Source organism: Thioalkalivibrio sp. AKL12, from assembly GCF_000377925.1.
Lineage (GTDB): Bacteria > Pseudomonadota > Gammaproteobacteria > Ectothiorhodospirales > Ectothiorhodospiraceae > Thioalkalivibrio > Thioalkalivibrio versutus.
Genome location: NZ_KB898896.1, coordinates 20,001 through 45,960 on the forward strand (window position 1 = coordinate 20,001; position 25,960 = coordinate 45,960).

General features: G+C 67.5%; 28 protein-coding genes (1 of these 28 running past the window's edge). 9 read left to right on the forward strand and 19 right to left on the reverse strand.

What is annotated here, in order from left to right:
* Positions 1-282 carry the start of a tyrosine--tRNA ligase gene (gene tyrS, locus D579_RS0107725; protein ID WP_018951617.1) on the reverse strand. It extends 924 nt beyond the left edge of the window, so 282 of the gene's 1,206 nt are visible here — the first part of the coding sequence; its start codon is at positions 280-282; the stop codon falls past the left edge of the window.
* A gap of 141 nt (positions 283-423) precedes the next feature.
* On the opposite strand from tyrS, the gene D579_RS0107730 reads away from it, so the two are divergent.
* Positions 424-1,560: an anhydro-N-acetylmuramic acid kinase gene (locus D579_RS0107730; RefSeq protein ID WP_018951618.1), complete on the forward strand. Its 1,137-nt coding sequence runs from the start codon at positions 424-426 to the stop codon at positions 1,558-1,560.
* A gap of 89 nt (positions 1,561-1,649) precedes the next feature.
* Here D579_RS0107730 and erpA read toward each other — a convergent pair whose 3' ends face one another.
* From erpA to argC, 4 genes are all read right to left on the reverse strand, one after another.
* Positions 1,650-2,024 (reverse strand): iron-sulfur cluster insertion protein ErpA, encoded by a 375-nt coding sequence (gene erpA / locus D579_RS0107735; protein ID WP_018145294.1) that lies wholly within the window; start codon positions 2,022-2,024, stop codon positions 1,650-1,652.
* 57 nt (positions 2,025-2,081) lie between these two features.
* On the reverse strand, positions 2,082-2,516 hold the full coding sequence (locus D579_RS0107740) for a polymer-forming cytoskeletal protein (protein WP_018937262.1): 435 nt from the start codon (positions 2,514-2,516) through the stop codon (positions 2,082-2,084).
* A complete protein-coding gene (locus tag D579_RS0107745; protein WP_018937263.1) occupies positions 2,513-3,175 on the reverse strand; it encodes a DUF6776 family protein in 663 nt (220 codons plus the stop codon). The genes D579_RS0107740 and D579_RS0107745 overlap by 4 nt, the downstream gene beginning before the upstream one ends.
* 124 nt (positions 3,176-3,299) lie before the next feature.
* Positions 3,300-4,355: an N-acetyl-gamma-glutamyl-phosphate reductase gene (gene argC, locus D579_RS0107750; protein ID WP_018951619.1), complete on the reverse strand. Its 1,056-nt coding sequence runs from the start codon at positions 4,353-4,355 to the stop codon at positions 3,300-3,302.
* A gap of 96 nt (positions 4,356-4,451) precedes the next feature.
* On the opposite strand from argC, the gene D579_RS0107755 reads away from it, so the two are divergent.
* Positions 4,452-4,967 carry a peroxiredoxin gene (locus D579_RS0107755; protein ID WP_018145290.1) on the forward strand — a complete coding sequence of 172 codons (516 nt, stop codon included), beginning with the start codon at positions 4,452-4,454 and terminating at the stop codon, positions 4,965-4,967.
* Between the two features lie 46 nt (positions 4,968-5,013).
* The gene (locus D579_RS0107760; RefSeq protein ID WP_018145289.1) at positions 5,014-5,526 is read left to right on the forward strand and encodes a CopD family protein; all 513 of its coding nucleotides are present in this window, start codon (positions 5,014-5,016) and stop codon (positions 5,524-5,526) included.
* A 36-nt stretch (positions 5,527-5,562) separates the two neighbouring features.
* Here the strand turns inward: D579_RS0107760 and ptsP are convergent, their stop codons facing one another.
* On the reverse strand, positions 5,563-7,830 hold the full coding sequence (ptsP, locus tag D579_RS0107765; protein ID WP_018951620.1) for a phosphoenolpyruvate--protein phosphotransferase: 2,268 nt from the start codon (positions 7,828-7,830) through the stop codon (positions 5,563-5,565).
* Positions 7,831-7,850: 20 nt separating this feature from the next.
* Positions 7,851-8,417 (reverse strand): RNA pyrophosphohydrolase, encoded by a 567-nt coding sequence (locus D579_RS0107770; protein ID WP_018951621.1) that lies wholly within the window; start codon positions 8,415-8,417, stop codon positions 7,851-7,853.
* Positions 8,418-8,581: 164 nt separating this feature from the next.
* Here D579_RS0107770 and D579_RS0107775 point away from each other — a divergent pair, with 164 nt between their 5' ends.
* A complete protein-coding gene (locus D579_RS0107775; RefSeq protein WP_018145286.1) occupies positions 8,582-9,247 on the forward strand; it encodes an HAD family phosphatase in 666 nt (221 codons plus the stop codon).
* A gap of 10 nt (positions 9,248-9,257) precedes the next feature.
* Here D579_RS0107775 and D579_RS0107780 read toward each other — a convergent pair whose 3' ends face one another.
* A complete protein-coding gene (locus D579_RS0107780; RefSeq protein ID WP_018145285.1) occupies positions 9,258-9,704 on the reverse strand; it encodes a hypothetical protein in 447 nt (148 codons plus the stop codon).
* An 83-nt stretch (positions 9,705-9,787) separates the two neighbouring features.
* Here D579_RS0107780 and thiD point away from each other — a divergent pair, with 83 nt between their 5' ends.
* From thiD to D579_RS15310, 5 genes are all read left to right on the forward strand, one after another.
* A complete protein-coding gene (gene thiD / locus D579_RS0107785) occupies positions 9,788-10,576 on the forward strand; it encodes a bifunctional hydroxymethylpyrimidine kinase/phosphomethylpyrimidine kinase (RefSeq protein WP_018145284.1) in 789 nt (262 codons plus the stop codon).
* Positions 10,566-11,210, forward strand: a complete 645-nt coding sequence (thiE, locus tag D579_RS0107790) for a thiamine phosphate synthase (RefSeq protein WP_018951622.1) — start codon at positions 10,566-10,568, stop codon at positions 11,208-11,210. The genes thiD and thiE overlap by 11 nt, the downstream gene beginning before the upstream one ends.
* Before the next feature lie 87 nt (positions 11,211-11,297).
* Positions 11,298-12,575 carry a glutamate-1-semialdehyde 2,1-aminomutase gene (gene hemL / locus D579_RS0107795; RefSeq protein WP_018145282.1) on the forward strand — a complete coding sequence of 426 codons (1,278 nt, stop codon included), beginning with the start codon at positions 11,298-11,300 and terminating at the stop codon, positions 12,573-12,575.
* A gap of 85 nt (positions 12,576-12,660) precedes the next feature.
* Complete coding sequence (locus D579_RS0107800; protein WP_018951623.1) at positions 12,661-13,479, forward strand: sulfite exporter TauE/SafE family protein; 819 nt, start codon at positions 12,661-12,663, stop codon at positions 13,477-13,479.
* Between the two features lie 403 nt (positions 13,480-13,882).
* The gene (locus D579_RS15310) at positions 13,883-14,089 is read left to right on the forward strand and encodes a hypothetical protein (RefSeq protein ID WP_155985605.1); all 207 of its coding nucleotides are present in this window, start codon (positions 13,883-13,885) and stop codon (positions 14,087-14,089) included.
* Positions 14,090-14,327: 238 nt separating this feature from the next.
* On the opposite strand, the gene D579_RS0107805 is transcribed toward D579_RS15310, so the two are convergent.
* The 11 genes from D579_RS0107805 to lpdA form a co-directional block, all read right to left on the reverse strand.
* Positions 14,328-15,269: an AEC family transporter gene (locus tag D579_RS0107805; protein ID WP_018951624.1), complete on the reverse strand. Its 942-nt coding sequence runs from the start codon at positions 15,267-15,269 to the stop codon at positions 14,328-14,330.
* 183 nt (positions 15,270-15,452) lie between these two features.
* Positions 15,453-15,839: a thioredoxin gene (gene trxA / locus D579_RS0107810; RefSeq protein WP_018145279.1), complete on the reverse strand. Its 387-nt coding sequence runs from the start codon at positions 15,837-15,839 to the stop codon at positions 15,453-15,455.
* A 56-nt stretch (positions 15,840-15,895) separates the two neighbouring features.
* Positions 15,896-16,498: an LON peptidase substrate-binding domain-containing protein gene (locus tag D579_RS0107815; protein ID WP_018145278.1), complete on the reverse strand. Its 603-nt coding sequence runs from the start codon at positions 16,496-16,498 to the stop codon at positions 15,896-15,898.
* Positions 16,495-17,130, reverse strand: a complete 636-nt coding sequence (locus D579_RS0107820; protein ID WP_018937272.1) for a flavin prenyltransferase UbiX — start codon at positions 17,128-17,130, stop codon at positions 16,495-16,497. Before D579_RS0107820 ends, D579_RS0107815 begins: the two co-directional genes overlap by 4 nt.
* Positions 17,127-18,524, reverse strand: coding sequence for a UDP-N-acetylmuramate:L-alanyl-gamma-D-glutamyl-meso-diaminopimelate ligase (mpl, locus tag D579_RS0107825; RefSeq protein ID WP_018951625.1), 1,398 nt, complete (start codon positions 18,522-18,524; stop codon positions 17,127-17,129). The genes D579_RS0107820 and mpl overlap by 4 nt, the downstream gene beginning before the upstream one ends.
* Positions 18,521-19,045 carry a hypothetical protein gene (locus D579_RS0107830; RefSeq protein ID WP_018951626.1) on the reverse strand — a complete coding sequence of 175 codons (525 nt, stop codon included), beginning with the start codon at positions 19,043-19,045 and terminating at the stop codon, positions 18,521-18,523. The genes mpl and D579_RS0107830 overlap by 4 nt, the downstream gene beginning before the upstream one ends.
* Complete coding sequence (locus D579_RS0107835) at positions 19,042-19,830, reverse strand: VacJ family lipoprotein (RefSeq protein ID WP_038050279.1); 789 nt, start codon at positions 19,828-19,830, stop codon at positions 19,042-19,044. Before D579_RS0107835 ends, D579_RS0107830 begins: the two co-directional genes overlap by 4 nt.
* 42 nt (positions 19,831-19,872) lie before the next feature.
* Positions 19,873-21,828 carry a diguanylate cyclase gene (locus tag D579_RS0107840; RefSeq protein ID WP_018951628.1) on the reverse strand — a complete coding sequence of 652 codons (1,956 nt, stop codon included), beginning with the start codon at positions 21,826-21,828 and terminating at the stop codon, positions 19,873-19,875.
* A 70-nt stretch (positions 21,829-21,898) separates the two neighbouring features.
* Positions 21,899-23,122 (reverse strand): argininosuccinate synthase, encoded by a 1,224-nt coding sequence (locus tag D579_RS0107845; protein ID WP_018169045.1) that lies wholly within the window; start codon positions 23,120-23,122, stop codon positions 21,899-21,901.
* A 57-nt stretch (positions 23,123-23,179) separates the two neighbouring features.
* Entirely contained in the window at positions 23,180-24,145 is a 966-nt protein-coding gene (locus D579_RS0107850; protein WP_026289471.1) for an OmpA family protein, read from the reverse strand.
* Between the two features lie 6 nt (positions 24,146-24,151).
* Entirely contained in the window at positions 24,152-25,939 is a 1,788-nt protein-coding gene (gene lpdA / locus D579_RS0107855; protein ID WP_018951630.1) for a dihydrolipoyl dehydrogenase, read from the reverse strand.
* Positions 25,940-25,960 lie beyond the last annotated feature (21 nt).

Sequence of the window (25,960 nt, forward strand, 5' to 3'; positions counted from 1 at the left end):
CTCGGCGGACAGCGGCGGACGCGTGGCGTTCTTGCCCGAGGGATCCCCAATACGGCCGGTGAAATCGCCAATCAGGAACAGGATGTGGTGCCCCAGGTCCTGGAGCTGGCGCAGCTTGTTGATCAGCACCGTGTGCCCCAGATGCAGGTCCGGGGCGGTGGGATCGAATCCCGCCTTCACCCGGAGGGGGCGGCCACTCTTGAGGCGCTCGACAAGATCGTCCTCGAGCAGGATTTCATCGGTGCCGCGACGAATAACGGCCAGCTGGTCTTCGAGTTCCATGACGCCCCTTGGTCGAGATCAGAGACCGGCCGGGCTGGCCGATCGCGCGCAAGGATACCGCGACCCCCGAACGGACGCGAAATGCCGCGGTGGTCCAGAATGGACGCCGACCCATGTAATGCGCGCGCGAGGATCACCACTATGACGGAACGCTTTATCGGGCTGATGTCCGGCACCAGCCGGGACGGCGTGGACGCCGTGCTGACAGAGATCCGCGAGACCGGGCCGGTACGCGTGGTGGATCACTGCCAGCTGGGGTACCCCGACGACCTCGCCCAGGAGCTGGCGACGGCGGCCACCACTGAAACCCTGCGCTACCGGCACCTGGGCGCGCTGGATGCGCGGCTCGGCATGCTGTTCGCCCGTACCGTGCAAGCCCTGCTGGACCAGACCGGTCTGGCGCCGACCGCGATCCGGGCGATCGGCAGTCACGGCCAGACCGTACACCACGCCCCCGACGCCGATCCGCCCTTCACCTGGCAGATCGGCGATCCCTTCCGCATCGCAGAGGCCACCGGCATCGACACCGTGGCGCAGTTCCGGCCGCGCGATATTGCTGCCGGCGGCGAGGGGGCACCACTGGCCTGCGGATTTCACGCTACGCAGTTCGGATCCACGGACGAGACCCGCGCGATCCTCAATCTAGGCGGCATCGCCAACATCACCTGGCTGCAGCCGGGTCAGCCCGTGATCGGCTTCGACTGCGGCCCGGCGAATACGCTGATGGACGACTGGAATCGGCGTCACCATCAGACGCCGTTCGATCATGACGGCGCATGGGCCCGCAGCGGCACGCCCGACCCCGAACTGCTGACCCGGCTGCTCCAGGATTCGTTCTTCCACCGCCCTCCGCCAAAGAGTACCGGGCCCGAATACTTTTCGCCGGCCTGGCTCCGTGCCGGGGCTGGCGACCGCCTGGACCGAGCCCGGCCCGAGGACATTCAGGCCACCCTGGCAGAACTGACCGTGGAGGGCGTGCGGCACGCGCTGGAGCATCTGCACATGCAGCCGCCCGCCCGCTTGCTGGTGTGCGGCGGCGGCGCGCACAACCGCCACCTGATGAAGCGCCTCGCCAAGGCCCTGCCCGCGACCCTGGTGGAGACCACCGAACGCCATGGGGTCCCCCCACAGCAGGTGGAGGGTGCCGCCTTTGCCTGGCTGGCCGCGCGAACCCTTGCCGGCGAGCCCGGCAACCTGCCGGAAGTGACCGGCGCGCGCGGCCCACGCGTACTTGGGTGCATCATCCCCGGTGGCCCCCGGGCACCCGGGGGCCACTAGCGCGGGCCGTTCGCCCCGACCCGAAACAAATAAGGGCCCGATCCGGAATCCCGGATCGGGCCCTTTCTTGACCGCTTTTCAGCGTCTCTCTAGACCGAGAAGCTGGAACCGCAGCCGCAGGTCGTGGTGGCATTCGGATTGCGGATCACGAACTGCGCGCCCTCAAGACCTTCGGAGTAGTCGATCTCGGCACCCGCCAGATACTGGAAGCTCATCGGGTCGATCAGCAGGGTCACCCCACCATTCTCCACGAGGGTGTCGCCATCGCCGACGGTCTCGTCGAAGGTAAAGCCGTACTGAAAGCCGGAACAACCGCCCCCGCTGACGAATACGCGCAGCTTGAGGTTGTCGTTGTTCTCTTCCTCGATCAGCCCCTTCACCTTGGTGGCCGCGGCATCGGTAAAGATCAACGGGCTGGGCATTTCGATGTCCAGTTCCGCTTCGGACGTCATGGGCTCGGACATTCGGGGCCTCCTGTAATAATCATTTTCATTCACGCTACGGAAGACTGAGCCCCGGAGTCAAGAATGCTCATCTTCCGTGGGATTGGCCAGGGCCTGGGTCTCGCTCGTCCCGTCCAGCTCGCCCTCGAGGGGATGCTCCACCCGTTTGAGCAAGCCGTCGATCTGCGCGCCCTCTGCCATCTGCAGCACGGTGTAGTAGAGGTTACCGGCCAGACGGGCCGTCTCGCCAAGCTCCACGTGCTCTCCCACATGGACATCGCCACGCACCTCGCCGTTCATCAGCAGGTGCGGAACCGCGACATGGCCCTCGACCACGCCCCCACCCGCGACCACCAGAACGGCCGACGAATCGGTCGCGGCCCGGATATCCCCGATCACGCGGCCTTCGATATGCAACCCGCCTCCAAACTCGATATCACCGTGGACCACTGTATGGCGCCCCACCAGGGTATCCACTTTCCGCGCGCGGCGGCCTCGTTTGCGTCCCATCATTGCGTACTCTCCAGCAGGCGATCCCAGTCGGCCCATTCCGAAACCGGTTCAAGATCCTCGTCGTTCGCGGCGCTCGCCCTCAGCGTCAACCCGACCGGCTCGAAGCCCTCCGGAAGATGGATCCGGGCGCGCTGATTGCGCAACAACCGAAACCCCTCGACCAGGCGATCGTTCTCCAGCCCCAGCGCATCGGTCTCCAGGGTGGACAGCGCCTCTTCCCCGGTCGCATAGCCTTCGACCTCCAGCGCCCAGCGCAAATCCACCGAACGACTCAACCCCGGGCGGTAGAGCTGGAACACGACATCAAACACGCCCGACTGCCCCGTGCGCTGCAACTGCAGCGACCGGATGCCCAGGGCATCTTCACCCGCGCCCTCCGCAAGCCGCCGATAAAACGCCAACTCCTCGCGCAACTCCAGCAACTCGGCCTCCTGGCGCTCGATGTCGCCGGAAAAGGCCGCGAGCTCCGCGGTCTTCATTTCCAGCTGCTGCTCGGCGTGGCGGCGCGCCTCCTCGGCAGCCTGGCGCGCGACGAGCGCCTGCTCCAGGTCATCCCGCAGGCCCTCGATACCGCGTTGCGCATCGACCGTGTCCCGTATGTCCTCGCGCCAGTTCTCGACCAGCCAGGCTCCGCCCGCCACCAACACCAGGATCAGCATCAGCAGCCCCGCGCGCCACCACCCGCCGCGGCGTCCCGACCCGCTGCGCCGCCGCGCGGGAATGCGCGGAATCCGGGGCAGACGTGGACGCGGGACACCCGTAGTCATGTGGCAGGCCAGGACATCAGGGGAAAACCGGCAGCCCGTCCATACCGGCTGTCTCGGCCTGGCCGAACATCAGGTTCATGTTCTGCACGGCCTGCCCGGCCGCGCCCTTCACCAGGTTGTCGATCACCGACAGCACCATCAGCCGTCCGGAGTGCGGCGGCTGCGCCAGCGCAATGCGACAAAGATTGGTGCCGCGCACGCTGGCCGTTTGCGGATGGGCCCCCGGCGGCATCACGTCCACGAACGGCTCGTCGCGATAGCGCTGCTCGAAACAGGCCTGCCAGTCCGCGTCCGCCACCTGCGGGCGCAGATAGAGCGTCGCGTGAATACCGCGCGTCATCGGCACCAGATGCGGCTGGAAGATCAGCCCGACCGACTGCCCGGCCACGCCACTGAGCGTCTGGTGGATCTCCGGCCAATGCCGATGCCCGCCACTGGCATAGGCGCGGAAATCTTCCTGCACCTCGGCGAAAAGCCCGCCGATCTGCGCCTTGCGCCCGGCCCCGCTGACACCGCTCTTGGCATCCGCGATCACGTCCGCGGGATCGACCAGACCGGCCTCCAGCAGAGGCAGCACCGCCAGCGACACCGCCGTGGGATAGCAACCCGGCACCGCGATCAGTCGCGCATCACGGATCTGCGCCCGGTTCAGTTCGGGCAGGCCGTACACGGCCTCGTCCAGATACTGCGGCGCACCATGCGCCTGTCCGTACCACCGCGCCCAGAGCTCGGGATCGCGGATGCGGAAATCCGCCGACAGGTCGATGATGCGCGTGCCCCGCTCAAGCAGCGGCGCGGCCAGGCCGTGGGCCACCCCGTGCGGGGTGGCGAAAAAGACCACGTCGCACTCGCCCAGGGTCGCCTCGTCCGGGGCCTGGAAGACGGCATCCACCGCGCCGCGCAGGCTGGGGAACAAATCCGCCACGGGCGTGCCCGCCTCGCCGCGCGAGGTCACCACCTGAAGATCGGCCGCGGGATGCCGCGCCAGCAGGCGCAGGAGTTCCACGCCGGTGTAGCCGGTGGCCCCGACAACCCCGATGCGGATGGGTTTGCTGTTGGTTGCATTCGTCATGCTGCGGCATGATACCGCCTTGGCCGGAACCACGGAACGCACGCGGTTTCGGCCAGTCCACAAATGCAGGCTATTCGATCAACGGATCACACCCCTATGAGCAAAGTCAGGATCGACCGCAAGGCCATCTTCGGAGGCATCTTCATCATCGCGCTGGTCGCCGTCGCCGCGACCATCTGGTTGACCGACGACGGCATGCGCCCGGCACCCGCCTTCGCCGCCACCACCCTGGACGGCGAGCCGGTGGCCCTGGAAGACTACGAGGGCCGGCCGGTGATGATCTCCTTCTGGGCAACCAACTGCCCGTCCTGCATCCGCGAGATCCCGGAACTGATCCACCTGCATGACACCTACGCCGACAAGGGCTTCGAGCTGCTGGCGGTCGCGCTGTCCTACGACCCGATCAACCGCGTGGAGGCCATGCGCGAGGACCGCGGGATGCCCTACAAGGTCATCCACGACAGCGACGATGCCTTCTCCCAGGCCTATGGCGGCGTGCGCCTGACGCCGACCACCTTCCTGATCTCGCCGAATGGCCGCATCGTCTACCAGAAGCTGGGCGACCCGGACTTCGAACAGATCGAACGCCACCTGGAACGCTGGCTCTCCTGAGCCGCCCCGCGCAGGGACATCGCACCCGTTTTCGAGAAGGACCTCCATGCAAGCCTATAACTGGTTCCTCAGCCTGCACGTGATCTTCATGGTCACCTGGTTCGCCGGGCTGTTCTATCTGCCGCGTCTGTTCGTCTATCACGCGATGACCGAGGACGCCCTCGGTCACGAGCGCTTCAAGGTGATGGAGCGCAAACTATTCTACGGGATCATGACCCCCGGCGCGCTAATCACCATCCTTTTCGGCGTGATCATGCTGGTGGATCGCTCGTTCTATCTGGCCGAGCCGTGGATGCACTTCAAGCTGACGCTGATTGCCGTCCTGGTCGCCTATCACGTCTGGTGCGGCAAGATCGTGCGCGACTTCCGCGATGACCTGAACCGGCGCGATCACACCTGGTATCGCTGGTTCAACGAGATCCCGGTCCCGATCCTGGTGGGCGTGGTCGTGCTGGTGGTCAACCGCTCTATCGTGGATGCGCTCATCGCCATCGGCGTGGTACTGGGGATCTTCCTGCTGAGTGCACTGATCGCGCTGTGGCGGGCACGCCGCACCTGAGCTGCGTCCCCTGCCGGCCACGGGTGAGCGCCGCGGTCAGGTCTTGCCGGCGCGCACCAGCCCGCCCAGGCCGGCCTGGACCAGGGCATTGTTCAGCAGCGACCGGATCTGATCGGCGTTCTCCAGCAGCCGGCACTGCGCCAGCAACGCCTCGGCGCGGTCAGTGGAGAAACTGCGGATCACCCACTTCACCCGCGGGATCGAGGACACGCTGACGCTCAGGCTGTCGATCCCCATCCCCAGCAGCAGGATCACCGCGGCCGGGTCGGCCGCCATCTCCCCGCAAACGCTGACCGGCTTGCCCGCGCGGTGCGAGCCGTCGGTAATCGTCTCCAGCGCGTGGATGCAGGCCGGGTGCAGGGTGTCGTAGAGATGCGCCACGCGGGCGTTGTTGCGGTCCACCGCCAGCAGGTACTGGACCAGGTCGTTGGTGCCCACGGACAGGAAGTCCACCCGCCGGGCAAGCATCTCCGACATGTACACCGCCGCCGGCACCTCGACCATCACCCCGATGCGCGGCATCGGGATGCGGAAACCCTCGTCCAGCAACTCTTCGCGCGCCCGGTTGAGCAGGGTCATCGCGCCCTTCAGCTCGTCCAGCGCCGAGATCATCGGGAACAGGATCTGCAGGTTGTCGTGGGAGCGACTCGCCTTGAGCATCGCCCGCAGCTGGGTCAGGAAGATCTCCGGGTGATCCAGCGAGATACGGATCCCGCGCCAGCCGAGGAACGGGTTGTCCTCCTTCACCGGGAAATATGGCAGGGCCTTGTCGCCGCCGATATCCAGGGTGCGCAGGGTCACCGGCATCGGATCGAAAGATGCCAGCACCTGCTCGTAGAGCTGGACCTGCTCCTCCTCGCCGGGGAAGCGGTCGCGGATCATGAACGGCACCTCGGTGCGGTACAGCCCGACCCCCTCGGCCCCGGACTCCAGCGACGGCTTGATATCCGCCAGCAACCCCGAGTTCGCGAGCACCGGCACCGCGACGCCATCGCGGGTCTCGGCCGGGTCCTTGGCCAGCGCGCGCAGGTCCTCCGCCAGCTCGCGCTCCTCGCGCACCAGGCGCTCGAACTCCACGCGCAGCTCGGCGTTGGGGTTCACGAACAGCCGCCCACGATAACCATCGACCAGGATTTCGCGCCCTTCCAGGCGCCCCACCGGGAGCTCGGACACGCCCATCACCGCCGGGATGTTGAGCGCCCGCGCCAGGATCGCGATGTGCGAAGAACCCGTCCCCTTGGCCGAGACCATGGCCCCCAACCGCTCGATCGGAACCTCTGCAAGATGCGAGGCGGTCAGGTCATCCCCGACCAGGATGCCACCATCGGGAAATTCGTCCTGACTGCGATCGGCCGGCAGCAGGTGCGACAGCACGCGGCGACCCAGATCGCGCACATCCGCCGCCCGCTCGCGCAGGTACGGGTCCTCCATGTCCTCGAATACCCGCACGCTCTCGCGCACCGTGTCGCGCAAAGCCGCCGGGGCCCACTGCCCATTACGGATGCGCGTCTGGGTCTTGTGCACCAGAGAGTCGGAACCCAGCAGCATCAGGTAGGCATCGAACAGCACCTGCTCGTCCGGCCCCAGGGCCTCGCCCATGCGCTGCTTCAGGTCCTCGATCTCGGTGCGGGTCTCCGCCACCGCCCGCCCGAAATGCTCCAGTTCGTGATCCACCCCGGCGCCTTCGCGATCCGGGATGGAGTCCATGTCCGCCAGGCGGTAGGCCACCACGGCCCGGCCAATGGCCACGCCCGGCGAACCGGCAATGCCGGTGGCCTCGACGTTCACATGCCCGATCAACGGGGTCTCGGAGGAGATCTCGTCGTTGAACTCGGCATAGGCGATCGCCCCGGCCAGCTGCGCCGCCAGGGTGATCAGGAAGGAGACATGCTCGTCATCGAACTTGCGCGCCTGGTGCTGCTGCACGACCAGTACGCCCAGCAGGCTGCGCTGGTGGATGATCGGGACCCCCAGAAACGCGAGGAAGTGTTCCTCGCCGGTCTCCGGGAAATAACGAAAACGCGGGTGGTCCTGAGCGCTGTCAAGGTTGACCGGCTCGGCCCGCGAGGCGACCAGACCCACCAGACCCTCCGACGGGTCCATCTCGACCTGCCCGATGGACTCCTCGCGCAGACCCTCCGAGGCCATCAGCACCAGGCGCCCCGACTGCGGCGACTTCAGGTAGATCGAACAGACATCAATCTCCAGCGCCGCCTTCACCCGCGTAACGATGATATGCAGCGCTTCGAAGAAATCCGCGGCACCGTTCACTTCCTGCACCACACGGCGCAGGACCTCGAGCATCGAGGGCTGCTTCGGGACCGTCAACGCGAGGACACCGGCGAACGGGGCTGGGGCTGGGGCTGGGCCGGGCCACGGCGGCCGGAACGTCGCGCGCGCGCCTGCTCGAGTTCCGGGAACATCAGCGGCACCAGCTCGCACAGCGCACGGCGATAGACCTGGCGCTTGAAGTGCACGACCTCGCGTGCCGGACGCCAGTAGTCGATCCAGCGCCAGTCATCGAATTCCGGGGTTTCCATCGCATCCAGCACCACGTCGCTCTCGTCTCCGACCATGCGCAGCAGGAACCAGCGCTGTTTCTGGCCGATGCAGACCGGGCGTTGATGGCGCCGGACCATGCGCTCCGGCAGGCGGTAGCGCAGCCAATGGCGGGTACTGCCCAGCACCTCGACGTGCCGGGGGAACAGGCCCGTCTCCTCGTGCAGCTCGCGAAACATCGCCTCCTCGGGCGTTTCTTCCGCATGCACGCCCCCCTGGGGAAACTGCCAGGCCGCCTGCCCGACCCGCTTGCCCCAGAACAGCTGCTGTTCCGCGTTGCACAGGATGATGCCTACGTTTGCGCGATACCCGTCACAATCAATCACTTGCATCAGCCAGACGCTTCTCTATTACTGGCATTGTTCCACAGCCGGTGCCCCGGCGGCAAAGCCCCTACCATGCCTCCGGTGCCGGCCCCAAAAGGGGCCTGTGGCTGCAGCCGACGACGCCCGCCGGTACACTCGCGTCCGATCCAAGCCAACCCGAGAGCACCCTCATGGCCCTGGCCCTGTTCGACCTCGACAACACCCTGCTCGCCGGCGACAGCGATCACGCCTGGAACGAGTTCCTGGCAGAGGTGGGCGCCGTCCACCCGACCTGTCACGCCGAGACCAATGACCGCTTCTACCAGGAGTATGTGGCGGGCACCCTCGACATCCACGAATTCTGCCGCTTCGCCTTCAGCCCGCTGGCCGAACACCCGCGCGCGCAGCTCGAGGCCTGGAGGGAGCGCTTCATCGACACGCTGATCCGGCCAATGATCGCCCCCGGCGCCCCGCCCCTGCTGGCCCGACACCGCGAGGCCGGTGACGAGCTGGTCATCATCACCGCGACCAACCAGTTCGTCACCCAGCCGATCGCCGACCTGCTGGGCGTGGACCACCTGATCGCGACCCTGGCGGAGGAAGGCGAGGACCGAGAATTTACCGGCGAACTGACCGGGGTGCCCTGCTTCCAGGAAGGCAAGATCGAACGCCTGCGCCAGTACCTCGCGGATCATCCGGATCCCGAGGACAGCATCGCGCAGGCCAGTTTCTACAGCGACTCGCGCAACGACATCCCGCTACTGGAACGTGTGGGGCACCCCGTCGCGGTGGACCCGGACCCGACCCTTGCCGCGCACGCTCACAACCAAGGCTGGCCAGTCATCTCGTTGCGCTAGGGAGACGGCGTCAGCTGAAGACGCTGGCGATCTCGGCAAGGCGCTGCCCCGCAGGGGTATCCGCCTTGCCGGCCGCCGCGACTGCATCGCGATAGCCGGCAACCAATTCCGGCACCACGGCCACCACCTGCTTGCGCCGCAGGCGCGCAGCACCGGTCACCGGCCAGGTCGCCCGGAAGTCGCAGTTGTCCAGCGCATCGCAGACCCACAGGCTCCATTCGTGGCGGGTCACATCGATCTCGTGCTGACGGATGACCAGCCGATAGACATGCTCGGCCTGCATGTCCGCCATGCCGACGGCGGGCCCCACGTATTCCACCTGCAACTCGCCGGCGAGCCGGTTCAACTCCTGCTCCAGCGCGGCCAGGGCCTGATCGACCTCTGCGTTCAGCGTGCCACCCGCTTCGGCGGCGGCGGCCAGGGGACGGAGGGACTCGACTTCGAACTCGCTGCTCATGCTGCGTACACTCCCGGGATGCGGAACAAGAACGCCCCGGGGGTGCCGGGGCGCGCGCAACCTTAGCACGGGAGCCCCCATTCATGAATCATCCCCCGATCGCGCTGACCATTGCCGGCTCCGACCCCGGTGGCGGCGCCGGCCTGCAGGCCGATCTGACCACCTTTACCCGCCTCGGCGTACACGGGGGTACGGCCGTGACCGCGATCACCGTGCAGGACACCCGCAACGTGTTGGACTTCAGCGTGCTGTCTGCGGAACAGCTGCGCGCCCAGATCGAGGTCACCCTGGCCGATCTTGCCGTCGCCGCAATCAAGATCGGCATGCTGGGCTCAGTGGAAAACGTCAAAATTGTCGCGGCGCTGCTGGCCGAGCACCCGCACATCCCGGTGGTGCTGGACCCGGTGATGGTCGCCGGCGGCGGCGGGGCGCTCGCGACCGAAGCCGTGGTGGACGCGACCCGCGAGGCCCTGCTGCCACGCGCCACCCTGATCACGCCCAACGGACCGGAGGCCGCGCGCCTGGCCCGAACCGACGATGCCACCCAGTGGGGCCAACGGCTGCGCGAACGGGGCGCGCGCAACGTCCTGATCACCGGCGGCCACGAAGGCGGCGATCAGGACCCCATCATCAACCGCCTGTACCGCGAGGACGGGCACATGCGCGCCTTCGAGCTGCCGCGCCATCCGGCCGGCTTCCACGGCTCCGGCTGCACCCTGGCTGCGGCGATCGCCGCCTTCCTGGCGCGCGGCCGTGACCTGGAGCCGGCGGTGATCGAGGCCCAGGCCTTCATGAACGACGCCGTCGCACGGGGCTACGCCCCCGGCCACGGCCAGCACGTCCCCAACCGGCTGTGCCCACATGGCGACTGAGCATACCCCCCGCCTGCGCGGGCTCTATTTCATCACCCCGGCGGTCCCGGAGGACGCGAACCCACGCGCCACACACCTCGCCAATGCCAAGGCGGCGCTGCGTGGCGGTGCGCGCCTGATCCAGTTTCGCGACAAGACCCTCGCAGGCGCCGCACGCGAGGCAATCGCCCGCGAACTGGTCGCCCTTGCGCATGCGCACGGCGCGCTGTGCATCATCAACGACGACACCGAGCTGGCCGCGGGCGTCGAGGCCGATGGCGTGCACCTCGGGCGTGACGACCCGGACCCGGTCGCGGCCCGCGCGCGGCTCGGCCCCGGCGCGGTGGTCGGCGTCTCCTGCTACAACGAGCTCGAACGAGCCCGCTCGGCACAGGTGGCCGGCGCGAGCTACGTGGCCTTCGGCTCCGTGTTCCCCTCCCCGACCAAGCCCGACGCGGCACGCGCGGATCTCGAACTACTGCGCGAGGCGCGCACCACACTGGAGCTGCCGATCTGTGCGATCGGCGGGATCACGGCGGCGAACGCCCCCGAGGTCGTCACGGCCGGGGCAGACCTGCTCGCCGTGATCCAGGGCATCAGCGCCGCGCCCGACCCCGAGGCCGCCGCGCGTCAGATAAGCGGACTGTTCGACTAATCCCTTTGCACCCGCCCGCAGCCGTCGCTATGGTTGCCAGGCTTCCCGAATTCATCGACCCGAATCTAACAATCACAGGACACCGTCATGCAGGAAACCGAGCGTCTGTTCGAGGCCGCCAAGCAGCACATCCCCGGCGGCGTGAATTCCCCCGTGCGCGCCTTCAAGGGCGTCGGCGGGACCCCGATCTTCATGGACCGCGCCAACGGCGCCTACATGTGGGACGCCGACGGCCAGCGCTATATCGACTACATCGGTTCCTGGGGCCCGATGGTGGCTGGCCACGCCCACCCCGAGGTGATCGAGGCGGTGCGCGAGGCCTGCAACAACGGCCTGTCCTTCGGCTGCCCCACGCGGCTAGAGAACGACATGGCCGCGAAGGTCTGCGAGCTGGTGCCGTCGATGGACATGGTGCGCATGACCAACTCGGGCTCCGAGGCGACCATGAGCGCGATCCGCCTGGCGCGTGGCTATACCGGCCGCGATCGCATCGTGAAGTTCGAGGGCAACTACCACGGCCACGGCGACTCGCTCCTGGTGAAGGCCGGTTCCGGGGCCCTGACCCTCGGCCAGCCGAGCTCCCCGGGCGTGCCCAAGGAACTGGCCGCGCTGACCAGCACCCTGACCTACAACGACCCGGACGGCGTGCGCGCGTTCTTTGCCGAGAAGGGTGACGAGGTCGCCTGCATCATCGTCGAGCCCATCGCGGGCAACATGAACTGCATCCCGCCCGAGCCCGGGTTCCTGGAGACCCTGCGCGAGGTCTGCGACCAGCACGGCGCGGTCCTGATCTTCGACGAGGTGATGACCGGCTTCCGGGTGTCGAAGAACTGCGCCCAGGGCTATCTGGGCGTGACCCCGGACCTGACCACGCTGGGCAAGATCATCGGTGGCGGCATGCCGGTCGGGGCCTTCGGCGGCAAGCACGCCATCATGGAACACCTCTCGCCGCTGGGCCCGGTCTACCAGGCCGGCACCCTGTCGGGGAACCCGATCGCGATGACCGCCGGGCTGAAGACCCTGGAGATCCTGTCGCGCCCGGGCTTCCACGACGAGCTGGAGACGCGCACGAAGAAGGTCGTCGCGGGCTTCGAGGATGCCGCGCGCGAGGCCGGCGTGGCCGTGACCACCAACCAGGTGCCGGGCATGTTCGGCCTGTTCTTTTCGGAGCAGAAGGTCACCGACTTCGCCGGCGCCACGGCCTGCGATACCGCCGCCTTCGGCCGCTTCTTCCACGCGATGCTGGGCGAGGGGATCTACCTGGCCCCCAGCGCCTTCGAGGCCGGCTTCATGTCCAACGCCCATTCGGACGCCGACATCGACGCGACCATCGAGGCCGCCCGCAAGTCCTTCAAGGCGCTCTGAGCGCGCCCTCGCCTCTCCTGCGCAGTGAACCGGCGACCCCAGCGGTCCGCCGGTCCGCTGGGCCCTGACTCGCCACTACGCACGAATGACCGAGACACTGATCCAGTCACCGCTGGCGCTGGGGCTTCTGTTTGTGGCGCTGGGCCTGGTCGCGGGCATCCCGGCTGGCATGTTCGGCATCGGCGGCGGGCTGATCCTGGTGCCAGTGTTCGTCGCCGTATTTAGTCTGCTGGCCTTCGACTCGGCCAGCCTGGTGCAGCTCGCGGTCGGCTCCTCGCTGGGCGCGATCGTCCCCACGGCGATCCTGTCGGCGCGCGCCCACCACCGCCGGGGCGGCGTGGACGGCGCGGCGGTACGCCGTCTCCTGCCGGGCATCATCGTCGGCGCACTGATCGGCGCCTGGCTGGCCACGCGCATCGACTCCGACCACCTGGGGCGTATCTTCGGCGCCTTCGAGGTGGCGATCGGCATCTGGATGCTCCTGAACATCCAGCCACCGGAGGCCCCGGTACCCCGGCGCAGCGTCTGGCTGGGCGGCGGGGCATTGATCGGTGCGATCTCCTCGCTGATCGGCATCGGCGGCGGCACGCTGACCACGCCGTTCCTGGTCAGTCAGGGGCTGGAGCTGCGCCGTGCGATCGGCTCGGCTGCCGCCCTTGGCGTGCCCATCGCCATCGGCGCCAGCCTAGTGTTCGCACTGCCGCAATGGACCGACCCGACCTACCAGGCGCCCGAGTGGGCCCTCGGCTATCTCTACCTGCCGGCCATCCTCGGCGTCGTGATCGGCACATCCATCAGCGTACGCGGGGGCGTATGGCTGACCCATCATCTGCCGGTCGCCCACCTCCGCCGCGGCTTCGCCGGCGTCCTGATCCTCGCCGGCCTCCTCATGCTCATCCGCTAGCACTCGCCCAGGCCCAGACAGGTCTTCATTCGTCACCCGTGTTTACGGTGCCTTCGGCCCACCGCCTGCCTGATTGTGGCTGGTCCCGGTTCATCATCTGGTGTTTACGTGCCTTCGTCCGGCCGCCTGCCACGCGCTCTCTCGCGAGCGCACCGCGAGGTACTTCTTTGCTCGTGCAAAGAAGTACCCAAGAAACACGCCCGACTGCCGCGACCCCGGCCCGCTGCGCGGACCGGGGTTTCCCTCGCTCCGAGGCTTTTCGCGGGCGGCGCTGAACTCGCTACGCCTGCGGCTCCGCTCAGACATCCAGCGCCTTTTCTCCCGCGAAAAGCCTCTCCACTCGGCGCGACGACAACGGGGAGGAAGGTCCAAACAACGGCGATCCCAGCGTTCTTGCCAGTGGATGATGGCTAGGTCTTCGAGCATCTTCGGCACGCTCGGCCTTCGGCCATGGCGTGCCGCGCCCGCGAAGCGGGCGCCGGGGGTGTTCGGGCGGCGATGCCTATGGTTAGGCAGAAGCGTGGGGATACGTTCGGTTTTGACCTTCCCCGCCCGTATGGAGCCCCTTGCGGAAGGGTGCTCGGGCCGGGAGAAGGCGCTGGATGTCTGAGCGAAGCGCAGCGTAGCGAGTTCAGCGCCGCCGGTCCGAGGGCCCTGGAGCAAGGTTCCCGGGCGGAATCCGGGGGCCCTTCTTTGGGTACTTTCTTGGGCAAGCAAGAAAGTACCTCGCGGTGCGCTCGCGAGAGAGCGCGTGGCAGGTGGCCGGACGAAGGCACCGTAAACTCCAGACGATGAACCAGGGCCAGCCTAGCGGACATGCGAAAACCGACCGCACGGAGCCTCAATGGTTAGGCGATGAGGCGGGTGGCGAGAGCGAACCACAGGGGCAGGGTGACCAACGACAGCGCCGTGGTCAGCGTGACCGCGGCCGCGTAGAGCCCGGTATCCAGGCGGAAGCGATCGCAGAACACCAGACCCAGGACCATCGCCGGCATCGCCGCCTCCAGCACCGATCCGACACCGGGCACACCCTCGAGGCCGGTCCACAGCACCAGCCCCAGCGCAAAGATGGGGGCCAGGATCAATTGCACAATGGCCACTACCGCCAGCGGCCGGGCATCGCGTCCACGAAAGCGATTGAATACGAGCGCCAGGCCCAGCGAGAACAGCATCAGTGGGGCCACGCTGTCCGCCAGGAAGCCGAGAAAGACGTCCAGCCAGTCGAGCAATGGGACCCCGGCGAGATTCAGCGCCACACCCACCACCGCCGCCCAGATCGACGGCACCGCCGCCAGCCCGCGCAGTGGACTCCCGCCCCCGTACAGGCGTACCGCCTCGGGATCGCCGTAGCGCCGCGCCAGCAGCACGCCCAGTGTCAGTACCAGCGGGAGGCAGGCAAAGAGGTCGTACTGGATCGCCACCGCGCGGCCAGGCTCGCCGAACAGGCTGTCGAGCACCGGGAGACCGAGATAGGTGGCATTGGGCCAGGCAGCCGCCAGCAGCATCGCGCCGATCGCCGCACGCTCCGCCATGCAGACGCGACAGGCCAGCAATGTGACCCCGACCATCGCCAGAACCGTGAGGCCCGCCACCAGGGCGATACGCAGGGAGTCGAGCCCCAGCGGGGCCACCCACAGCACCTGCAGGACCAGCGCCGGAAGCAACAGGTAGTAGACCAGGGTCGTAAGGACCCGGCGCGTCGTATCCGCATCCAGACCACCCGGCTGCAGGGCGCGCCAGACCACGCCCGCGACGATCAGCGCCCCCATCTGGGTCATCACGCTCAACATGGCAGGCGTCCGGCCTCGGGGAGCTGGGGCATGGTGACGGCATCCTTTCGCGCATGGCACAGGGGTTTGCGGTCATTCTACGATCCTGGCACGCGCCCCACACAAAAAAACCCGGCGGGGCGACGCCCCGGCCGGGTTCGGTCTCGCAGGCTTGGCTCGCGAGAAACCGTTGTCAGAGGCGGCTTACGCGCCCCCGGCCTGCTCCTGTTCCTGCTGCTGGCGCTCGACGTCGGCGCGCACCTGCTCCATGTCCAGCTCGCGCACCTTGCCCAGCACCTCGTCCAGCTGACCGGCGGACAGCACGCCCGGCTGGGAGAACACGATGATCTGCTCGCGGAAGATCATCAGGGTCGGGATGGAACGGATCTGGAAGGCGCCGGCGATGGCCTGCTCCTCGTCGGTATTCACCTTGGCAAAGACCACGTCGGAGTGCTTGCCGGAGGCCTCCTCGAAGGTCGGGGCGAACTGCTGGCACGGGCCACACCAGGGGGCCCAGAAGTCCATGATGACGATGTCATTCCCGGTAATAGTGGATTCGAACGTGTCCTGCGTGAGTTCCTGAACGGCCATGATGGCGGGCTCCGGTTAAAAATGTCCCCGAACCTTACCAGCCTCCGCGGCCGCTTTCAGGATTTCGATGCTGCGAGCATGGCCGCTCGCAGGCGTTCCAGACGCTCGATCGGGTCGTCGGCCTCCAGCAATTGCTGCTTGATTTCGAGGTCGATCGGGAGCAGTTCGGTCAGCCGCGCGGCAACCCAGGTCGAGTCGTCGAAGCGCCGTTCCAGGTGCGACCAGGGCGTGCCCAGCTGGTCCAGCAAGCGCTCCAGCAGATCGGCCAGCGAGGCATAATCCACCGGCAGACTCACCTCGGGATACTCCGGCAAGGGCTCCACATCACCCAGCCACAGACCGTCGTCGGCGTGCCGGGCATTGTGGATGACCCGCCGGCCCTCGCCCTTGACCAGGATCCCCAGCAGCCCGTCGGGGCGCTGGTCCCAGTCCACGATGACCGCCTCGGTGCCGACACTGTAGAAGCTCGCGGAGGGATCCGTCTCGGACGGGAGTTCACCGGATTCGCGTTCCGGTTCGGTCGCCACGATGACAAAGCGACCATCACCGCGCAGGCAGCGCCGCACCATATCCAGATAACGGGTCTCGAAGATCCGCAGCGGCAGCAACCCCTCGGGGAACAGCACCGTGTTCAGCGGAAACAGCGGCAGCGTGGTCATGCATCCTCTCCCGGCTCCGGGGCCGCGCCCCAGCGCGGCACCAGGGCGTGCTCGACGTCGAGGTGATCCAGCACCCGCGCCACCATGAAGTCGATCAGGTCATCGATGGACTGCGGACGGTGATAGAAGGCCGGATTCGCCGGCATCACCACCGCGCCCATGCGCGCCAGACGCAGCATGTTCTCCAGGTGGATCTCGGAGAACGGCGTCTCGCGCACCACCAGCAGGAGCTTGCGGCGTTCCTTGAGCACCACGTCGGCGGCGCGCTCGATCAGCCCGCGCGAGGCACCGGTCGCAATGGCCGACACGGTGGCGGTGGTGCAGGGGCAGACCACCATGGCCTCCGGCACGGCCGAGCCGCTGGCGACCGGGGCGGTCCATTGCTCGGGCCCGTAACAGTGGATCTGATCGGGGGCCGCCTGATAGCGCTCAGTGAAGTAGCGCGCAATCTCCACCGGGCGGCCGGGCAAATTCAGGTCCGTTTCCAGCCCGAGGACGACCTGGGCCGGCTTCGACAGCATCAGGTGCACCTGGACGCCGGACTCGACCAGGCACTGCAACAGCCGCAAACCATAGGGCGCACCGGAGGCGCCGGTCAGGGCCAGAGAGATGCTGCGCGGGCGTTCGGTCATGCGGGCGTCCCCTGCAGGGCGTCAATCAGGCGCAGGTGCAACCCGTCGAAGCCTCCGTTGCTCATGATCACCAGCGTATCGCCGGATCGAACGGTGGCAAGAATCCCCTGCAGCAGGGATTCGATATCGCGCGCCACGGACAGGTGCTCGCCGAGTTGCTGTTGCAGGCCCTCGGTGGACCAGTCGATCTCCGGGGCATGGTACAGATGCACTGCGTCGGCCTGCGCAAGCGCCGTACCCAGGGCCTCGGCGTGCACCCCCATGCGCATCGTGTTGGAGCGCGGCTCGAGGATCGCCACCAGACACCCACCCGGCGCCACCTGTCCGCGCAGCCCTTCGAGGGTCAGGCGGATCGCCGTGGGATGGTGGGCGAAGTCGTCGATCACCCGGATGCCATCGATCTCGGCGCGCAGCTCCTGGCGCCGACGAACGCCGCGAAACGCCGGCAACGCGGCCAGGCCCGTAGCCAGAGGAACGCCGGCATGCCGAGCGGCGGCCAGGGCCGCCAGGGCATTCGCCAGGTTGTGACGCCCGGTCAGCGACCATTCCACCCGCCCCTGTGCCACGCCATCGGCCAGCACCTCGAAGACCGAGGCCTCGGGGTTCAGGGCGCGCGCGGCCAGCGCGGGGGTCGCATTTCCAGTGTCGCCTTCAGGGTTGGTCGCGAGGCGCTCCACCGGCGTCCAGCACCCCATCTCCAGCACCCTCTCCAGTGCGGCATCACCGGCCGGCATCAGGATGCGCCCCTGCCCCGGCACCGTACGCACCAGGTGATGGAACTGGCGCTCGATCGCGGACAGGTCGGGGTAGATGTCGGCGTGGTCGAATTCGAGATTATTCAGGACCAGGGTGCGCGGGCGGTAATGGACGAACTTGGCGCGCTTGTCGAAGAACGCGCTGTCGTATTCGTCGGCCTCGATCACGAAAAACGGGGCATCCCCCAGGCGCGCACTGACCCCGAAATTGCCGGGGACCCCGCCGATCAGAAAGCCGGGGCTCATCCCCGCGTATTCAAGAATCCAGGCGAGCATGCTGGCGGTCGTGGTCTTGCCATGGGTACCGGCCACCGCCAGCACCCAGCGATCACGAAGGATGTGTTCGGCCAGCCACTGCGGGCCCGAGGTGTAGTCCAGCCCGCGATCCAGCAGGGCCTCGACGACGGGCATGCCGCGGCGCATTACATTACCGACCACGACGGGCCCCGCGTCGGGCAGCGTATCGGGGTCGTAGCCCTCGTGGTAGGCAATCCCGGCCTGTTCCAGCTGATCGCTCATGGGCGGGTACAGCTTCTGGTCGGAACCCGTGACCGCATACCCCTGCGCGCGCGCCAACTGGGCCAGTCCGCCCATGAAGGTCCCGCCAATGCCGAGGACGTGGAGCTGCCCGCCGGTCACTGGAACAGCCCGATCGCGGTCTGGGTGGCCACGCTGGAGACCACTATATAACCAAGCGCGATCAGCATTCCCACCAGACGCGAACCCAACCCCAGCGCCTGCTGCAGGATGTGACCAAAGACGAGCAGCAACCAGGCCAGGAGCACCAGCATCCCGAACACGACCCCGGTGGCGACCTCCTCCGGCTCGCGCGCCGGATCGGGTCCGCCCGCCAGCACCATCAGCAACGCCATCAACAAGCCCAGGACCGCGCCGGTCCCCGCCATCGCGGTGAAGGTCTGGCGCCAGCGATCCGCTACGCCCTGCATGTTCAGCAGGATGGCGACAAAGGCATACAGGACCACCAGGTCCATCACGTTCAGTGCCAGCGCCTGGCCGAAGCCGTACAGCGGGATCCCGATCACCATGCCGGCGATCAGGGCGATGCCGACCCAGAAGACCAGCGTGCCGTTATCCGCCGGCAGGTCCTGCGGCCCGGCGTGCAGGCGCAGGATGTTCAGCATCGCGGCAAGGCCGTTCAACGTTCGCTCTCCTCGGCCTCCATGGCCTCCAGCGCCTCGAGCTCATCCAGTTCGTCCAGCATGGCATCGGCCTCGCCATCCGGCCTGCCGCCCCGCACCAGGAAGTCCCGGCGCTGCAGGTAACCCTGGCGCATCGCGATGTAGGGGTCGTCGGACAGTTGCGCCAGCATGCGTTCGGTCGGGATCAAGCCGGCGCGCATGTCGACCACGTCCAGTGCGATCAGGCCGATCCACCACCCGGTGTGATCGTCGCGCAGGTTAGTGTGATAGAGCGGGCTGGTGTATCCATCCACCAGCCGCGCCGGGGCATCCCGTGCCGTGCTCGGTCCGAGGAAGGGCAGCTGGAGGTAGGGGCCTCGCGCCACGCCCCAGGCGCCCAGTGTCTGGCCGAAGTCCTCGTTGTTCTTGTCCAGCCCCATGGGCGAGGCGACGTCGATCAGCCCGAACAGCCCGAAGGTCGAATTGAACATGATTCGCCCGGTATCCGAGGCGGCGTTTTCCAGGTTGCCCTGCAACAAGTTGTTGAACAGGACCGTGAAGTCATTGAGGTTGGAAAAGAAGTTGCCCACCCCGGTCTGCACCGGTTGCGGCAGGCGCTGGTACTGCACTGCGGCCGGGCGCAGCAGCGACTCGTCGAAGTCCTGATTGATCTCGAACACCGCCCGGTTGTAGGACTCCCAGGGATCATCGGGGTGGCGGTCCTCGCTGGGCACCGTCGCGCAACCGGCCAGGCCAAGGAACATCAGGGCCAGCAGGCCCGGGCGCAAACAGGAGACAACAGACATGTGATTCCTTAATTTTTCGATCCGGCGCCGAGCCGGTTACGCTCAGGCCCCCGTGATCGGGTAGATGTCCGCCTTGCGGGCAACCCCGACCTGACCGCGGCCCTGATCCTTGGCTTGATAACAGGCGCGATCCGCTGCGACAAAGGCCTCGTCCACCCCCGGCACGTCCGGTCCCAGCTCGACCACGCCCACCGAGGCGCCAATGGTGACGTCCCGGGCCTCCACCTGCAACGGCCGGTCGGCAAGGGCCGAGCAGATCCGCTGACCAAGGATACGCCCATACTCCGCGTTCGTATCGCGCGCGATCACGGCGAACTCGTCACCCCCAATCCGGGCCACGGCATCGTGACCCCGGGTCAGCTGGCGCAGCACATGAGCAACCTGGCGCAGCAGTTCGTCGCCGACCCGATGGCCATGGCGGTCGTTCACGTCCTTGAAGTAGTCGAGGTCCACCAGCAGCAGGCTGGCCACCGCACGGTTGTCGCGGGCGGCATGCATGGCAATCTCCAGCTCGCGCTCGAAGGCGCGCCGGTTCAACAAGCCGGTGAGGCCATCGTGGCTCGCCTCGTGCACCAGCCGATCCACCAGCCTGCGTTCCTCGGAGACATCCGTCAGCACCAGCAGGGTCCGCACGGAACTACCGGCTACCGGGTCAAGCGCGGTACGGGCGATACGCACGATCAATTCGTGACCGTCACGCCGGACCAGGCGGGCATCCGAACGCTCGCCGAGGGCCTGGTTCAGCGCTTCGCCCCGGGCATCCGCCGGCAGCAGGGGGCGGCCGGTACCCAGTTCGCGCAAGTCGAGCAGTTGATCCAGGGAACAACCCAGAACCTGATCCCGGGTCAGGCCCGCCAGCTCGCGGGCCGCAGGGTTCACGTAGGAGATCCCGCCACGTGCATCCAGGGTGATCACCGCATCCGGGATCGCGTCCATGCTGCGCTCGAGGTTGCGCCCGGAGCGGCGCACCCGGGTGTGGACCCGCGAGACATACAGCAGCGCCAGGAGCGCGACCACGGCCAGCGCCGAGACCAGCCACAGGATGTTGTCACGCAGCCAGACCAGGATATCGAAGGGCTGCGGCGCATACAGGCCAACTCCCAGTTCGTACATCAGCCCGTGCACGTCCTCGTAGGACCGGGGTGCTGCCCAGCCGCCGATGCCGGCCGCCTGACTTGCCGAATGTTCCGCATCCAGCGACAGGGTCGCCAGCAGGATGGCATGCGCCAGCCCGGTATCCAGGTCACCACGCATCGCCAGCGGCCACTCGGGGTACAAACGGGTACTGGCGCGGTAAGTGAACGATGGGAAGGCGCGCTCGCCGACCACCCGAACCTGCTCCACCCGTGGATCGCCACGTGCCTCCAGGTCCTCCAGGATGCCGGTCCGGAAGGTCGCGGCATCGACCTCCCCCTGCAGCACCCAGTCGAGGCCGCGGCCGACCGGAAAGCCGGTAAATACCACCGACGCCAGATCACTCTCGACGTCCAGCCCGGCCGCCTGCAATTCGCGCCAGGTCATCCACCAGCCCCCAAAGGCATCAGGATGCACCGCGGACAAGCGCTGCCCCCGCAGATCGTCCAGCTCCACCAGGTCATCCCGATCGGCGCGGGCGATCACGACGGCCCCGAACCGGTCCTCGTCACGGCCCACCTGACGCGGCTGCATGGTCGCGATGCGCGATATCCCGTGCTGCTGCTCCAACATCACGTAGGAACCGCTGTTGGTCAGGATCAAATCGAAGCGCTGGTCTGCTACCGCCGCCTGCAACCCGTCGTTGTCCACCGGCTCCAGCACGAAACGGGCCCCGTCGATCTGCTCTGACAGGTACTCGACGAATGGCGTCCAGCGTTGGCGTGCCACATCGTCGCCGCGGTGGGCGAGCACCCCGAAGACCAGGCGCTGCTCGTCCACCGCCGCCGTTTCCTCCGCGAACAAGGGCGCCGAGGGATACAGCAACAGAAAACCCACCAGGAACACCGCCAGGCCACCAGACATCCACGCGTTTCCCGGGCGCCGGAGCGGGGCAACCCTCAATGAGGAGCGCTGGCGGCCCGCCCCGCTCATTTCATGTCGGCTTGCGGTTGCGGCTGGCGGCGATACGCAGGCGCAGCGCGTTCAGGCGGATGAAGCCCTCGGCGTCCTTCTGGTCGTAGGCGCCGGCGTCATCCTCGAAAGTGGCGATGGCATCGTCGAACAGGGTGTCCTCGGAGCGACGCCCCGCGACGATCACGTTGCCCTTGTACAGGCGCAGGCGCACCTCGCCGTTGACCACGCCCTGGGTGTCGTCAATCGCGGCCTGCAGCATGCGCCGCTCCGGGCTCCACCAGTAGCCGTTGTAGATGATGCTGGCGTAGCGCGGCATCAGCTCGTCCTTCAGGTGCGCGGCCTCGCGGTCCAGGGTGATGGATTCCAGCGCCCGGCGGGCACGCAAGAGGATCGTGCCACCCGGGGTCTCGTAGCAGCCGCGCGACTTCATGCCGACATAGCGGTTTTCGACGATATCCAGGCGGCCGACACCGTGGGCCCCGCCGCGCTCGTTGAGCTTCGCGAGCAACTCCGCCGCGCTCAGGCGCTCGCCGTTGATCGAGACCGGATCGCCCTTCTCGAAGCCGATGGTCAGGGTCTCGGATTCGTCCGGCGCGGCCTCCGGGGAGACCGACCAGCGCCACATGTCTTCCTCGGCCTCGGTCCACGGGTCCTCCAGCGGGCCACCTTCGTAGGAGATGTGCAGCAGGTTGGCATCCATGGAATACGGCGACTTGGTGCCCTGCTTCTTGTAGTCCACCGGGATGTTGTGCTGCTCGGCGTAGGCCATCAGGCGCTCGCGCGAGTTCAGGTCCCATTCGCGCCAGGGGGCGATCACCTTGATGCCCGGCTTCAGCGCATAGGCGCCCAGCTCGAAACGCACCTGGTCGTTGCCCTTGCCGGTGGCGCCGTGGGCGATCGCGTCGGCTCCGGTCTCCTCGGCGATCTCGACCAGGCGGCGTGCGATCAGCGGGCGCGCGATGGAGGTACCCAGCAGGTACTCGCCCTCGTAGATCGTGTTGGCGCGGAACATCGGGAACACGTAATCGCGCACGAAGGTTTCACGCAGATCCTCGATGTAGATCTGCTTCACCCCCAGGGCCTCGGCCTTGGCGCGGGCCGGCTCGACCTCCTCGCCCTGGCCCAGATCGGCGGTGAAGGTGATGACCTCGCAGCCGTATTGATCCTCCAGCCATTTGAGGATGACCGAGGTATCCAGACCGCCGGAGTATGCAAGGACGACGCGCTTGATCGAGGAGCTCATAAGAATTTCTATCCTTTTCCTAAGGTAAAGATATAGTCGTTTTCGTGACCGGCGTCACTACCACGCCGGGGTCGCGGAGGGTGCGGCCGGGTCCGGAACGGGGCCGGGGGCGCGGCCCTCGGACCCTTCCGTGTCGGCGACGGGGGCGTCACCCGCGTCCGCATCGCCGCTGTCCAGCCACCAGATATCACTGCGCCGCGAGGCCTGGCGCGCGCCATCGGCGGCCGGGTCGACACCCGGGGCCTCGATCTCGACACCCGCAGCCGGGAGACCCGCCTCCACCAGTGCCTGACGTACCACCTCCGCACGATTGCGGCTGAGGGGACGGTTGATCTCCAACGGCCCGGCGGCATCCGTCCAGCCAACGACCCGAACGCGCGGGGTCTCCGTAGCCGTCAGGATGCGGGCCGCGCGCTCCAGAACCTCGCGTGCCTCGGGATCCAGACGATGGCTACCGGTTTCGAAGTAAACGCTCCAGCGATCCAGCGCGCCCCCGTCCGGGCTCGCGGCAGGCGCGTCCTGCCCGCCATAACAGGCGCGGAAATCGCGCGCACGGAGGGCAAAACGAATGCCGCGAAAGTGCACCGAGTCGTCACCATCGGGAAAATCGATGCGCACGTCATGGCCTGCCAGCAGGCGGGCCTTCAGGAGTTGGGCCGATCCCTGTGGCACCCGGAACAAGCGATCGTCACGGGCCTGCAGCCGCAGATCCAGGGGCGACTGGGTCGCCGGACGCAGCCATTCCGGCGCGCCGGTGCGCAGCCGCGGCGCGACGCCCGCCGGCATCGCGTAGGGAGCCTGCCAGAAGACTGCGGTCAACAGGCCCGGCCGGGCCTCGAAACGCAGCGTACCGCCGTGACGCACGGTCTGCTGGATGCGACAGGTGGCTTCTTCCTCGGTCAGCTGCCAGTCACTACGCTCCAGCGGTTCGCTGTAGGGCGCAGCACCCGCCGTGGCCATACCCACCCCCAGCAGCACCATCCCCGGGAGTGCGCAACGCAGCCACTGGCGCAAGCGGGCCACGACCCGCTAGCGCTTTTTCGGCGGCAGGATATCGGTGATCGAGCCGTGCGCGACCTCGGCGGCGAAGGCCACCGTCTCGCTGAGCGTCGGGTGCGGGTGCACGGTCAGACCGATGTCTTCCATCTCGGCGCCCATCTCCAGCGCCAGCATCGCCTCGCCGATCAGGTCGCCCGCGGACGGGCCGACGATACCGGCTCCGATCACGCGGCCATCCGCGTCGAACAGCAGTTTGGTCAGGCCGTCCTCGGCACCCAGCGCGATCGCCCGCCCGGAGGCAGCCCAGGGGAACACGCCCTTGGTGTATTCGATGCCGTCGGCCTTGGCCTGCTCCTCGGTCACGCCCATCCAGGCGACCTCGGGATGGGTATAGGCCACCGACGGGATGGCGCGGGCGTCGAAGTGGACCTTGTGCCCGGCGATCACCTCGGCGGCGACCTTGCCCTCGTGAGTGGCCTTGTGCGCCAGCATCGGCTGGCCGACCACGTCGCCGATGGCGAAGATGTGCTCGACGTTGGTGCGCTGCTGGCTGTCGACCTCTATGAAGCCGCGCTCACTCACCTGCACGCCGGCCGCCTCGGCCTTGATCTTCGCCCCGTTCGGGCCGCGGCCCACGGCGACCAGCACGCGATCGAAGGTGTCCTCTTCCGGCAGGCCCTTGGCCTCGCCCTCGAACTGGCAGACGACCCCGGCCTTGGTTGCCTTGGCACCGGAGACCTTGCTCTTCAGGAAGATATTCTCGAAGCGTTTCTTCGCGCGCTTCTCGAACGGGCGCACGATGTCGCGGTCCGCGCCCGGCATCAGGGTGTCGGACAGCTCCACCACCGTGACCTTCGCACCCAGCGACTCGTACACGCAGGCCATCTCCAGACCGATGATGCCACCACCGACCACCAGCATGCGCTCGGGGATCTCGGCCAGGTCCAGCGCGTCGGTGGAATCCATCACCCGCTCGTCGTCCCAGGGGAAGCCGGGCAGCTTGATCGCCTGCGAACCGACCGCGATGATCGCGTGCTCGAAGCCGATCACCTCGCGGCCGTCATCGCCCTCCACTGCGATGCTGTTGGCGCCGGTGAATTCGCCGACGCCCTGGACCACGCGCACCTTGCGCTGTTTGCACAGCTGCTTGAGCCCGCCGGTCAGCTTCTTGACCGTGCCGCCCTTGTAGCCGCGCAGGCCCTCCAGATCGATCTCCGGTTCGCCGAACTTGATACCCAACGCGGCGAAACGCTCGGCCTCGTGCAGCACCTCGCCGGCATGCAGGAGCGCCTTGGACGGGATGCAGCCGACGTTCAGGCACACGCCGCCGATCTCCGGGTAGCGCTCGACCATCACCACGTCCAGGCCCAGATCCGCGGCGCGGAAGGCGGCGGTATAACCGCCGGGGCCGGAACCTAGAACCAGCACCTGGCACTGGCTGTCGGTGTTCGGGTCGGCGGCCGCCTTGGGGGCCGCCGCCTTTTTCGGCTCACTCGCGGCGCCGGACTCCGCCTTCGCGGATTCGGCTTTGGCATCACCGCCGGAGGCGCCCTGCTCCTCGGTGTCCGCAGCGTCGCTGCTGGCCTCGAGATCCAGGAGCTTGCTGCCCTTGGACACCTTGTCCCCGACCTTCACGTGCAGCTTCTTCACCGTGCCGGCCTCGGGGGCGGGCACGTCGATGGTCGCCTTGTCGGACTCCAGGGTGATCAACGGATCTTCCGGGGCGATCTCGCTGCCCGGCTGCACCAGGACCTCGATAATCTCGACGTCCTTGAAATCCCCGATGTCCGGGACCTCGATGGTCTTGGTCTGGCTCATCCAATCGCTCCGGTTCGAATT

Bases quoted from the DNA above. Each gene is read 5' to 3' on its own strand.
- D579_RS0107730 (WP_018951618.1), top strand. From the start codon at position 424: ATGACGGAACGCTTTATCGGGCTGATGTCCGGCACCAGCCGGGACGGC.
- erpA (WP_018145294.1), bottom strand. From the start codon at position 2,024: ATGTCCGAGCCCATGACGTCCGAAGCGGAACTGGACATCGAAATGCCC.
- D579_RS0107740 (WP_018937262.1), bottom strand. From the start codon at position 2,516: ATGATGGGACGCAAACGAGGCCGCCGCGCGCGGAAAGTGGATACCCTG.
- D579_RS0107745 (WP_018937263.1), bottom strand. From the start codon at position 3,175: ATGCTGATCCTGGTGTTGGTGGCGGGCGGAGCCTGGCTGGTCGAGAAC.
- argC (WP_018951619.1), bottom strand. From the start codon at position 4,355: ATGACGAATGCAACCAACAGCAAACCCATCCGCATCGGGGTTGTCGGG.
- D579_RS0107755 (WP_018145290.1), top strand. From the start codon at position 4,452: ATGAGCAAAGTCAGGATCGACCGCAAGGCCATCTTCGGAGGCATCTTC.
- D579_RS0107760 (WP_018145289.1), top strand. From the start codon at position 5,014: ATGCAAGCCTATAACTGGTTCCTCAGCCTGCACGTGATCTTCATGGTC.
- ptsP (WP_018951620.1), bottom strand. From the start codon at position 7,830: ATGCTCGAGGTCCTGCGCCGTGTGGTGCAGGAAGTGAACGGTGCCGCG.
- D579_RS0107770 (WP_018951621.1), bottom strand. From the start codon at position 8,417: ATGCAAGTGATTGATTGTGACGGGTATCGCGCAAACGTAGGCATCATC.
- D579_RS0107775 (WP_018145286.1), top strand. From the start codon at position 8,582: ATGGCCCTGGCCCTGTTCGACCTCGACAACACCCTGCTCGCCGGCGAC.
- D579_RS0107780 (WP_018145285.1), bottom strand. From the start codon at position 9,704: ATGAGCAGCGAGTTCGAAGTCGAGTCCCTCCGTCCCCTGGCCGCCGCC.
- thiD (WP_018145284.1), top strand. From the start codon at position 9,788: ATGAATCATCCCCCGATCGCGCTGACCATTGCCGGCTCCGACCCCGGT.
- thiE (WP_018951622.1), top strand. From the start codon at position 10,566: ATGGCGACTGAGCATACCCCCCGCCTGCGCGGGCTCTATTTCATCACC.
- hemL (WP_018145282.1), top strand. From the start codon at position 11,298: ATGCAGGAAACCGAGCGTCTGTTCGAGGCCGCCAAGCAGCACATCCCC.
- D579_RS0107800 (WP_018951623.1), top strand. From the start codon at position 12,661: ATGACCGAGACACTGATCCAGTCACCGCTGGCGCTGGGGCTTCTGTTT.
- D579_RS15310 (WP_155985605.1), top strand. From the start codon at position 13,883: ATGATGGCTAGGTCTTCGAGCATCTTCGGCACGCTCGGCCTTCGGCCA.
- D579_RS0107805 (WP_018951624.1), bottom strand. From the start codon at position 15,269: ATGTTGAGCGTGATGACCCAGATGGGGGCGCTGATCGTCGCGGGCGTG.
- trxA (WP_018145279.1), bottom strand. From the start codon at position 15,839: ATGGCCGTTCAGGAACTCACGCAGGACACGTTCGAATCCACTATTACC.
- D579_RS0107815 (WP_018145278.1), bottom strand. From the start codon at position 16,498: ATGACCACGCTGCCGCTGTTTCCGCTGAACACGGTGCTGTTCCCCGAG.
- D579_RS0107820 (WP_018937272.1), bottom strand. From the start codon at position 17,130: ATGACCGAACGCCCGCGCAGCATCTCTCTGGCCCTGACCGGCGCCTCC.
- D579_RS0107835 (WP_038050279.1), bottom strand. From the start codon at position 19,830: ATGTCTGTTGTCTCCTGTTTGCGCCCGGGCCTGCTGGCCCTGATGTTC.
- D579_RS0107840 (WP_018951628.1), bottom strand. From the start codon at position 21,828: ATGTCTGGTGGCCTGGCGGTGTTCCTGGTGGGTTTTCTGTTGCTGTAT.
- D579_RS0107845 (WP_018169045.1), bottom strand. From the start codon at position 23,122: ATGAGCTCCTCGATCAAGCGCGTCGTCCTTGCATACTCCGGCGGTCTG.
- lpdA (WP_018951630.1), bottom strand. From the start codon at position 25,939: ATGAGCCAGACCAAGACCATCGAGGTCCCGGACATCGGGGATTTCAAG.